We start from the raw sequence: 9564 nt of genomic DNA, 5'->3' as shown, positions 1-9564 counted from the left end.
ACGGCGCAGCACGATGCCGTCGACCCGCGCACGCACTTGCGCGACGAGGAATGCACTGGTGCGGCCCGGCAGGTCGGTGAAGACCGGTACGGCTTGCGGCTGGACGGTGACGACGCCGACTTCCGGCGTTTGCGGCGGCGGTGCCGATTCTTTTTTCCCGCACGCGGCCAGGAAAACGGCGGCCGTCGCGACAGTGATTAAGCGGTATGGAACCCGTTCGACGCGCATGGAGCGACCTCTGTGTATAACCAATGGAATAAGTGCCGCGCCCGACCCGAGCGCAACACGGATGCGCCTCGCGGCGCTGATCGAACACCTGAATTACTGGACTGCCAGATACAGCACGTCGGCACGAGACCTCCGTGCCGACGGGGATGCCGCGAACTGCGGACTGGTACTAGGGCGGGAATCAGCAGAGTGGGATATTAACTGATTGCCACTTGGGTCATTCGATCGTAGGGTGGTATTGTATATACATTCACGAATGTATGTAAAAAGCCCGTTTGTATTCCGCCCGCGGCCCAGTCTTACAGATTGTTACCCGCAGCAAGCATAGCCTGTCTGCATGACGGTGACGAGGGGTTGCGGACCCCATATTCACTCAAGATCGATCCAATCAGGCCTGCACATGGTCAGACGTACCAAGGAGGAGGCGCTCGAGACGCGCAACCGCATTCTCGACGCCGCCGAACACGTGTTCTTCGAGAAAGGCGTGTCGCACACGTCGCTCGCGGACATCGCCCAGCACGCCGGCGTGACGCGCGGCGCGATCTACTGGCATTTCGCGAACAAGAGCGAACTGTTCGATGCGATGTTCGACCGCGTGTTCCTGCCGATCGACGAACTGAAACGGATGCCGCTCGACGCGCCGGGCGGCAATCCGCTCGAGAAGGTGCGCCAGATCCTGATCTGGTGCCTGCTCGGCGTGCAGCGCGACCCGCAGCTGCGCCGCGTGTTCAGCATCCTGTTCATGAAGTGCGAATACGTCGCGGACATGGAGCCGCTGCTGCAGCGCAACCGCGCGGGGATGAGCGAGGCGCTGCACATGATCGACGCCGATCTCGCGGTGGCCGTGGGGCTCAAGCTGCTGCCCGAGCGGCTCGACACGTGGCGCGCGACGCTGATGCTGCACACGCTCGTCAGCGGGTTCGTGCGCGACATGCTGATGCTGCCCGACGAGATCGACGCCGAGCAGCATGCGGAAAAACTCGTCGACGGCTGCTTCGACATGCTGCGCTACAGCCCGGCGATGCTGAAGGATCGCGACTGACCACCCGGCGCATGGCGCGCCCCGCCGCCGTCACCGTGCCGCGTCAGGCCGCCTTCGCGCGCTGCGCGCGGGCCCGCCGGTTCGACGCGGCCACCGAATCGCGCGCCGGCATCGGCGCGCCGGCCAGCCCCGCGATCCACGTGTCGGTCGACATCACCGCCGCGAAATTCGACTGGAACACCACGCCATACGCGCGGTGAATCTCTTCGGCGCTTACCGCTCCCGCTTCGTTCTCGTAAGGCAGCGCGCCCGTCGCGTCGTTCAGGTATTCGACCTTCAGCCCCGCATGCGCCGCGTGATAGACCGTCGACGCATTGCAGTTGTGCGTCATGTAGCCGGCCACCGCGAGCGTGTCGATTCCGTGCGCGTCGAGCCACGCGGCGAGATCGGTGCCGGCGAACGAGCTCGCCTGCGCCTTCTCGATCAGGTGCGCGTACGGCCGGCTGGCCACCACCGCGTGCAGCGCGACGCCATCGCTACCGGGCGCGAAGATCGGCGCGCCGGCCGGCGCGACGTGCTGAACCACGATCACCGGCACGCCGGTCGCGTGCGCGGCGTCGATCGCGCGGCCGATGTTCGCGAGCGACACGTCGAGCGGCGGATATTCGATCGGCAGGTTGCCCGTCACGTATTCGTTCTGCACGTCGATCACGATCAGTGCACGGCGGGCAACAGGACGGGAAGTGGAATGCGGAACGGCGGTCGACATGGCGGGCTCCTGGTCGGGAGGCGCTGCCCCGCCCCGGAGCGGGGCGGCCAGCAGTGCGATGCGATGCATTGTCGAGCCGGGCGGCTTGTGCCGATAGTGGCCCGATAGCCATTCTTCGATAGAATCGGGCCATCGCCTTGCCGGAGCCCGTCATGCTCGCCACCGCCCCGTTCACGCCATCCACCCCATCCGCCCCGTCCGTACCGACCGTCGTCGCCGTGATCGCGTACGACGGCATCAGCCCGTTCCATCTGTCGGTGCCGTCGGTCGTGTTCGGCAAGGAACGCGACGCGGCCGCGTCGCCCGCATTCGAGTTCCGCGTCTGCTCGGCCGAGCGCGGCCCGCTCGCGACGACGGGTGGCTTCACGATCACCGCACCGTACGGGCTCGATGCGCTCGACGATGCAGACATCGTCATCGTGCCTTCCTGGCGGGACCCGGACGAAGTGCCGCCCGACGCGCTGCTCGATGCGGTCCGCGCGGTCGCCGCGCGCGGCGCGGAGCTCGTCGGCCTGTGCCTCGGCGCCTACGTGCTCGCCGCGGCCGGCCTGCTCGAGGGCCGCCCGGCCACCACGCACTGGGCGTGGGCCGACGATTTCGCCCGGCGCTTTCCGCGCGTGAAACTCGATCCCGACGTGCTGTACGTGAACGACGGCAACCTGATGACGTCGGCCGGCACGGCGGCAGGCCTCGACTGCTGCCTGCACGTCGTGCGGCGGCGCTTCGGCTCGGACGCCGCGAACCGGATCGCGCGCCGCCTCGTGATCCCGCCGCACCGCCAGGGCGGACAGGCCCAGTACGTGCCGCAGCCAGTCGCCGCGCATCCGCGCGACGCGCGGCTCGCGGGGTTGCTCGACTGGGTGCGCGCCCATCTCGACGCCGCGCACAGCGTCGATTCGCTCGCCGAACGCGTGCTCATGAGCCGGCGCACGTTCACGCGCCACTTCCGCCAGGCGACGGGCACGACCGTCACCGCATGGCTGCAGGCCGAGCGGCTCGCGCGCGCGCAGCATCTGCTCGAAACCACCGGACAATCGATCGACGCGATCGCGCAGGCAGCCGGCTACGGCTCGAGCGTGTCGCTGCGCCAGCATTTCGCGGGCGCGCTCGGCACGTCGCCGTCTGCGTATCGAAGGGAATTTCGCGGCGCCGGAGCCGGTGCCGACGCGGCGCAGTGACGCCCGCTGCGGGCCGCGAACAGGCCGGGAAGCGGAACCGGGCGGCCGATCGCCGATCAGCCGCCGTTGATCCAGCGCGCCGCGTACAGCAGCAGCGCGACGAACACGATCATCGCCGCCCAGGCCCACACGGGCACCGTGCCGGAATCGCGATGCGGGAGCGCGCTCGCGGCACGTCCGCTCAGCGCGCCGCCGAGATGATGCGGCAGCGAACGCTTCGTCGCGGCCACCAGCGATGCCGGCCGCAGAAATACATGCTGGCGGCGCGGCGCGGCGGCGCTCGCGCGATTCGGCGCGAGACCGTGTTTCGCCTGCACGACCGCGCAGAACTCGCGAAAGAACGTGTCGGTCCATTCGCGCAGCGCATTGTCGATCTGCCGCCCCGGCAGTTCGGCGAGCGGCCCGCTCGCCGTCGCCCAGACCACGTACTCGATTCGCGTGGCGCTCGCGTCGCCATCCGGCATCAGCACGAGTTCGACTTGGCCGCGCAGCGCGCCGAGGCCGTCGGCCCGCGCCTTGAAGTTGAGCACGCGGCGCGGCTGACCTTCGGCGTCGCCCTGCTCGGCGGCCGCATGCGCGCGCACGTCGTAGCGGGCGCGCAGCGGGCCGAGCGGCACGGTGATGGTCAACGCGAACTCGCCGTGCGCGAGTTTCACGAACGATTCGCAATGATCGAAACTCGCCCGCAGCAGCGCGAGATCCTCCAGCGCATCCCGCACGACAGGCGGCGCGAGCGGTACGCGTAACGTGTCGTTCAGTTCCATGACACCTCCCCGATGAACGCGCGTCGCATCAGGACGTCTCGACGAGACTGTCGACCCGCGCGACATCGAACGCGACGTAGTGCGCAAGCACGGCCGCCGCCTCCTTCGGTTCTTCGTAACTCCATGCGGCGTTCTCGATCACGCCGTCTTCCGTCTGCAAGTCGAAATGCACGGCCTGCCCCCTGAACGGGCAGGCCGTCGTGACGCCCGATTTCACGAGCCGGCGCATGTTGACGTCGCCGCGCGGCAGGTAATGGATGTCCGGGAGCCCCGCCTCGCGCACGGTCAGCGCACCGTGCGAATCGGCATAGGTGATGCCGCGATGGATCACGCGCACGCGATGACGGTTCGGCACGATTTCGAGTCGAGGATCGGCTGCATCGGACATCGTTTCTCCTTCGGGCGGCCGCCTGGCCGGGGCAGGAAACGAAAAAGCCACGGCACGCATGCCGTGGCTTTCATTATGGGCGAAACTTCGTCCGATTGCGCGACCGGGGGCCCGGCCGCACGCGGCGGGCTACTGCGCACTCCACTGGAACGCGGCTTTCGCGCCGCCCTTCGCGCCGACCGTGACGGCGCGCGATTCGTCGCTGCCCTGGTACGACGCATGCACCGTATAGCGCCCCGGCGGCACCTTCACGAGCATGTACGGCCCGCGCGCATCGGTTTTCAGCACTTCGGCGCCCTTGCCGTCGACGATCCGGACATGCACGTCGGCCAGGAACTCGCCGCCCTTGCCGGTGAAGCGCAGCGCCAGCGGCCACTGCGACTCGCTGCGCTGGAACGCCGTCGATTCGTCCTGCCCGACGCCGCCGGACACGAAGGTGACATCGCCCTGCTGGCGCGCGGCGGGCAAGCCGTCCGACTGCGCATACGCGCCGGTCGCACCGGCTGCGAGGCCGGCGGTCAGCGCCGCGGCAACGGCAAATCGGGACACGTTGCGTAGATATTGCATGGCTCTCTCCTTGGGGTCGGAACACATACGGGGCGCGGCGTCGCGCGATCGAACGGCGGCGGCGCCCGCCGCGGCCGGCCAGGCCGGCCGTCGGCCGTGGCCGGTCAGCTCAGGTCGACCGGCACGAAGATCTGTGCATTATCGCGCTGGATCAGCAGAGCAAGACTGTTGCCCGCGCCCTTCACCGCGTCGCGCAATTGCTCCGGGCTCGTGACCGGGCGGCCGTTGACCGCGAGAATCACGTCGCCCGGCTGGATGCCCGCGTTGGCGGCCGGCCCGCCGGCCTGCTGCACGATCAGGCCGTGCGACAGGTTGTCGGCGGTGCGCTCCTGAGGCGACAGCGGCCGCACCGCGACACCCAGGCGCCCCTGCTCCACCGGCCCGCCGTCGTTCGACGCGAGCTTCGCATCGGCCATCGCGCCGAGCGTCACGCTGATCGACTTCTTCGACTTGTCGCGCCAGATCTGCAGGTCGGCCTTCGAACCCGGCTTCAGGTTCGCGATCTGCGCGGGCAGCGACGTCGAATCGGCGACCGGCGAACCGTTGACCGACAGGATCACGTCGCCCGGCTGCAGGCCGGCCTTCGCGGCCGGGCCGTTGGGGTCGACCGAGCTGACGAGCGCGCCGTCCGGCTTCTGCAGCCCGAACGAGCTCGCGAGCGTCTGGTTCAGCCCCTGCACGGCCACGCCGAGACGGCCGCGGCTCACGTGGCCCGTCTTCACGAGCTCGTCCTTCACCTTGATCGCCTCGTTGATCGGGATCGCGAACGACAGGCCCTGGAAGCCGCCCGTCTGCGAGTAGATCATCGAGTTGATACCGATCACCTCGCCCTGCAGGTTGAACAGCGGGCCGCCCGAGTTGCCGGGGTTCACCGGCACGTCGGTCTGGATGAACGGCGTGTAGTTCTCGTCCGGCAGCGCGCGCGACTTCGCGCTGATGATGCCCGACGTGACCGTGTTGTCGAAGCCGTACGGCGAGCCGATCGCGACGACCCACTGGCCGACCTTGCTCTGCGCCGGGTCGCCGATCTTCACGGTCGGCAGGCCGCTCGCGTCGATCTTCAGCACGGCGACGTCGGACTGCTTGTCGGAGCCGACGACCTTCGCCTTGTATTCGCGCTTGTCGGTCAGCTTGACCGTGACGACGTTCGCGCCGTCGATCACGTGCGCGTTGGTGAGGATGTACCCGTCGGCGCTGACGATGAAGCCCGACCCGAGGCTCGCGCTCGGCTGGTCGTCCGGCTGCGCGTCGCCGCCCATGCCCGGCACCTGGCCGTAGAAGTGCTTGAAGAACTGGTAGAACGGGTCGCTCGGATCGATCGGCAGTTGCGGCTGCGGCGCGCGCCGCGACACCTGCTTCACGACGTGCTTCGCGCTGATGTTCACGACCGCCGGGCCGTACGTCTCGACGAGCCCGGAGAAATCGGGAATGCCGGTCTTGGCCGCGGCTTCGGCCGGCATCATCGCGGCCTGCGCGGGCGTGATGATCTGCGGATCGGCGCGGCGGGTACCGGCGAAATAGCCTGCCGACAGGGCGGCCGCCACGGCGACCGCGACGGTGCCGCGCGCAAGGAATCGGGTGTTCATCGTAGGACCTCCTCGTTGTTAGGACGCAGCGTAACGACCCTGACTTAAAGGAGGCTTAATCAGCCTTAAGCGGGGCTTAAGCGGCTGCCGGCATCCGGCCGGCACACCGCCCTTCAGGCAGATTCGGAAGGCTGCGGGGCCGGGGCCGGCATCTCGGCATCGCGGAACACGACGCTGACGAGCAGGCCGCCCGCGGCTGCATCGCCGAGCGACACCGTCGCGCCCTGCTGCGCCGCCACGCGCTTGACGATCGCGAGCCCGAGCCCGCTGCCCGACACGTCGGTGCGTGCCCGCGCCGAGCTGTCGCGATAGAAGCGGTCGAACACGCGCTCGCGCTCGTCGGCCGGAATGCCCGGCCCGCTGTCGGCGATCTGCACGCACGCGCGGCCAGCCGCGTCGCGCGTCAGCGACACGTCGATGCGGCCGCCGTCCGGCGTGTACTTCACCGCGTTGTCGAGCAGGTTGCCGAACATCACGCGCAGCGCGCCGACGTCCGCGACGACGCTCGCCGCGCGGGTTTCCTCGAAGCCGAGATCGATGTCGTGCCGCTGCGCGAGCGGCGCATGCGCGGCCACGCATTCGGCGAGCAGCGCCTGCAGGTCGACCGGTTCGCGCATCGTCGCGCCGTCCGGTTCGGCGCGCGCGAGCGCGAGCAGTTGCTCGGTGAGACGCGTCGCGCGCGACACGCCGTCCTGGAGATCCGCGATCGCCTCGCGGCGCGATGCGTCGTCCTTCGCGCGGGCGACGAGCTGCGCCTGGATCTGCACGGCCGCGAGCGGCGTGCGCAACTCGTGCGCGGCATCGGCGACGAACGCCTTCTGCGTGTCGAGCGCCGCCGCCAGCCGCGCGAGCAGCCCGTTCAGCGCCCGCACGAGCGGCTGCACCTCGAGCGGCAGGCGCGCGTCGGGCAGCGAATCGAGCGCTTCCGGCCGGCGCGCCTCGACCGCGCGCGTCACGCGGCCGAGCGGCGCGAGCCCGCGCCCGACGATTCCCCACACGGCCGCGCCGAGGAACGGCAGCAGCACGATCAGCGGCCACAGCGTGCGCAGCGCGACGTTCGCCGCCAGCCGGTTGCGCACCGACAGCGGCTGCGCGAGCTGCACGACGTTGTCGCCGACGATCGCCCCGTACACGCGCCATTCGCCGCGATCGGTGCGCTCAGTCGAGAAGCCGAGCTCCGCGCGCGGCGCGATCGGCGCGCGCGGATGCGAGAAGTACATCAGCACGCCGTTGCGGTTCCAGATCTGGATCACGATGCCTTCGTCGCCGTTGGTGCGCGAGCCGAACACCTGCGAGAACGGTTCGGACGGCAGCGCCGCGGCGATTTCCTGCAACTGGTAGTCGAACAGCTCGTTCGCTTCCGCGAGCGCCTGCCGGTAGATGAGCCAGCCCGCCATGCCCACGCCCGCGACGACGATCGCGAGCAGCCAGATCAGCAATTGATGACGAATCGACCGCACGCGTCAGCTTTCCTTGACGACCATGTAGCCGAGCCCGCGCACGTTGCGGATCAGGTCCGAGCCGAGCTTCTTGCGCAGCGCGTGGATGTAGACCTCGACCGTGTTGCTGCCGATCTCCTCGCCCCAGCCGTACATCTTTTCCTCGAGCTGGCTCTTCGACAGCACCGCGCCCGGCCGCGCGAGCAGCGCCTCGAGCAGCGCGAACTCGCGTGCGGACAGCGCGACGGGCGCACCGTCGAGCGTCACCTGGTGCGACGCGGGATCGAGCGTCAGCGCGCCGTGGCGGATCAGCGACTCGCTGCGCCCGGCCTGGCGGCGGATCAGCGCGCGCATCCGCGCGCCCAGCTCGTCGAGATCGAACGGCTTGACGAGGTAGTCGTCGGCGCCCGCGTCGAGCCCCTTCACGCGATCGGCGACGGCATCGCGCGCGGTGACGATCAGCACCGGCAGCGCGAGCCCGCGCCCGCGCAGCGTGCGCAGCACGTCGATGCCGTCGCGCTTCGGCAGGCCGAGATCGAGCAGCAGCAGATCGTACGTCTCGCCGCCGAGCGCGGTGAGCGCGGCGTCGCCGTCCTGCACCCAGTCGACCGCAAAGCCGTCCGAGCGCAGCGCCTTGCGCACGCCCTCGGCAATCATTCGATCATCTTCGACAAGCAGAATCCGCATCGGGCCACGCATCCATGGGGCGAGTCAAACACGGCGACCATTGTAGCGCCGCGAATCGCGTGCGCGGCGTGCAATGCAACAGTAAGGCGGATTGCAAGGGGCCTGCCCCGACTTGTCTCTACAATGTGCGCTTCGGCGCCCCCGCGCGTCCTGCCCGAGCCCCTGCTTTTCCCGTATTCGCCCATGCCGATTTCCGATCTTTCCGCCCGGTTCGTCCCTCGCGCCCGCGCCTGCCTGCGGGCGGCCGCCGTCGTCGCCACCTGCACGGCCCTCGCGTTCGCGCCGTCCGCGCAGGCCCGCAAGAAATCCCACAAGGAAGCGCGCAAGACCGCCGTCGTGTCGCCCGCCGCGCGCGCGGCCGGGCTACCGGCCTCCGTGCTCGTCGCGCTGCAGCGCGCGAAGGTGCCGGCATCGGCGATGAGCGTCGTGGTCGAGCGCGTCGGCGATCCGCAACCGCTGATCGCATGGAATGCGAGCCGGCCGATGCTGCCGGCCTCGACGATGAAGCTCGTGACGACCTTCTCGGGCCTGTCGATCCTCGGCCCCGACTACCGCTGGCGCACCACCGCGTACACGGACGGCACGATCGACCCCGACGGCACGCTGCAGGGCAACCTGTACATCAAGGGCACCGGCGATCCGAAGCTCGTGCCCGAGGAGCTGATCGACCTCGTCGACAAGCTGCGCAAGGCCGGCGTCAAGCGCGTGGCCGGCGGCCTCGTGCTCGACAAGAGCTACTTCGCGGCGTCGACGCGCGACCTGCCGTCGTTCGACGACGATGCCAGCGCGCCGTACAACGTCGGCCCCGATCCGCTGCTGTACGCGTTCAAGGCCGTGTCGTTCACGGTCACGCCGGGCGAGGACGGCAAGGTCGCCGTCGACGTGCTGCCGCCGCTCGCGGATCTGTCGATCGACAACCAGCTCGTCGAAGGCTCGGGCTCGTGCAGCGCGGCCGCGGCGGCCGCGCGCCCGACGC

At 69.4% G+C, this 9564-nt stretch carries 10 protein-coding genes and 1 pseudogene; 3 read left to right on the top strand and 8 right to left on the bottom strand.

Going from position 1 to position 9564, the window contains the following annotated elements; all coding sequences use genetic code 11:
• Positions 1 to 228, bottom strand: a pseudogene (locus JMF90_RS11020) (efflux transporter periplasmic adaptor subunit); the annotation flags it as partial.
• 400 nt (positions 229 to 628) lie between these two features.
• On the opposite strand from JMF90_RS11020, the gene JMF90_RS11015 reads away from it, so the two are divergent.
• Entirely contained in the window at positions 629 to 1270 is a 642-nt protein-coding gene (locus JMF90_RS11015) for a TetR family transcriptional regulator (RefSeq protein ID WP_006486802.1), read from the top strand.
• Positions 1271 to 1313: 43 nt separating this feature from the next.
• Here JMF90_RS11015 and JMF90_RS11010 read toward each other — a convergent pair whose 3' ends face one another.
• On the bottom strand, positions 1314 to 1979 hold the full coding sequence (locus JMF90_RS11010; RefSeq protein ID WP_011546095.1) for a cysteine hydrolase family protein: 666 nt from the start codon (positions 1977 to 1979) through the stop codon (positions 1314 to 1316).
• A 152-nt stretch (positions 1980 to 2131) separates the two neighbouring features.
• Here JMF90_RS11010 and JMF90_RS11005 point away from each other — a divergent pair, with 152 nt between their 5' ends.
• Positions 2132 to 3157 (top strand): helix-turn-helix domain-containing protein, encoded by a 1026-nt coding sequence (locus JMF90_RS11005; RefSeq protein WP_011546096.1) that lies wholly within the window; start codon positions 2132 to 2134, stop codon positions 3155 to 3157.
• A 56-nt stretch (positions 3158 to 3213) separates the two neighbouring features.
• On the opposite strand, the gene JMF90_RS11000 is transcribed toward JMF90_RS11005, so the two are convergent.
• The 6 genes from JMF90_RS11000 to JMF90_RS10975 form a co-directional block, all read right to left on the bottom strand.
• On the bottom strand, positions 3214 to 3921 hold the full coding sequence (locus tag JMF90_RS11000; protein ID WP_011546097.1) for a CoxG family protein: 708 nt from the start codon (positions 3919 to 3921) through the stop codon (positions 3214 to 3216).
• 28 nt (positions 3922 to 3949) lie between these two features.
• A complete protein-coding gene (locus JMF90_RS10995; protein WP_006477955.1) occupies positions 3950 to 4309 on the bottom strand; it encodes a DUF427 domain-containing protein in 360 nt (119 codons plus the stop codon).
• Positions 4310 to 4438: 129 nt separating this feature from the next.
• Positions 4439 to 4876 (bottom strand): carboxypeptidase-like regulatory domain-containing protein, encoded by a 438-nt coding sequence (locus JMF90_RS10990; protein WP_011546098.1) that lies wholly within the window; start codon positions 4874 to 4876, stop codon positions 4439 to 4441.
• Between the two features lie 104 nt (positions 4877 to 4980).
• Positions 4981 to 6462: a DegQ family serine endoprotease gene (locus tag JMF90_RS10985; RefSeq protein WP_006477953.1), complete on the bottom strand. Its 1482-nt coding sequence runs from the start codon at positions 6460 to 6462 to the stop codon at positions 4981 to 4983.
• Between the two features lie 113 nt (positions 6463 to 6575).
• A complete protein-coding gene (locus JMF90_RS10980) occupies positions 6576 to 7922 on the bottom strand; it encodes an ATP-binding protein (RefSeq protein ID WP_011546100.1) in 1347 nt (448 codons plus the stop codon).
• 3 nt (positions 7923 to 7925) lie between these two features.
• Entirely contained in the window at positions 7926 to 8588 is a 663-nt protein-coding gene (locus tag JMF90_RS10975) for a response regulator (protein WP_006481728.1), read from the bottom strand.
• 183 nt (positions 8589 to 8771) lie between these two features.
• Here JMF90_RS10975 and JMF90_RS10970 point away from each other — a divergent pair.
• Positions 8772 to 9564, top strand: a 793-nt coding sequence (locus JMF90_RS10970) for a D-alanyl-D-alanine carboxypeptidase/D-alanyl-D-alanine-endopeptidase (protein WP_201325103.1), incomplete at its 3' end; no start/stop codon positions are given.

It is taken from the genome of Burkholderia sp. E168m23 (genome assembly GCF_016586125.1).
In the GTDB taxonomy this organism is placed as follows: Bacteria; Pseudomonadota; Gammaproteobacteria; order Burkholderiales; family Burkholderiaceae; genus Burkholderia; species Burkholderia orbicola.
This window is presented reverse-complemented; position numbering and strand designations above follow the sequence as displayed.

Bases quoted from the DNA above. Each gene is read 5' to 3' on its own strand.
- JMF90_RS11015 (WP_006486802.1), top strand. From the start codon at position 629: ATGGTCAGACGTACCAAGGAGGAGGCGCTCGAGACGCGCAACCGCATT.
- JMF90_RS11000 (WP_011546097.1), bottom strand. From the start codon at position 3,921: ATGGAACTGAACGACACGTTACGCGTACCGCTCGCGCCGCCTGTCGTG.
- JMF90_RS10990 (WP_011546098.1), bottom strand. From the start codon at position 4,876: ATGCAATATCTACGCAACGTGTCCCGATTTGCCGTTGCCGCGGCGCTG.
- JMF90_RS10995 (WP_006477955.1), bottom strand. From the start codon at position 4,309: ATGTCCGATGCAGCCGATCCTCGACTCGAAATCGTGCCGAACCGTCAT.
- JMF90_RS10985 (WP_006477953.1), bottom strand. From the start codon at position 6,462: ATGAACACCCGATTCCTTGCGCGCGGCACCGTCGCGGTCGCCGTGGCG.
- JMF90_RS11010 (WP_011546095.1), bottom strand. From the start codon at position 1,979: ATGTCGACCGCCGTTCCGCATTCCACTTCCCGTCCTGTTGCCCGCCGT.
- JMF90_RS10975 (WP_006481728.1), bottom strand. From the start codon at position 8,588: ATGCGGATTCTGCTTGTCGAAGATGATCGAATGATTGCCGAGGGCGTG.
- JMF90_RS11005 (WP_011546096.1), top strand. From the start codon at position 2,132: ATGCTCGCCACCGCCCCGTTCACGCCATCCACCCCATCCGCCCCGTCC.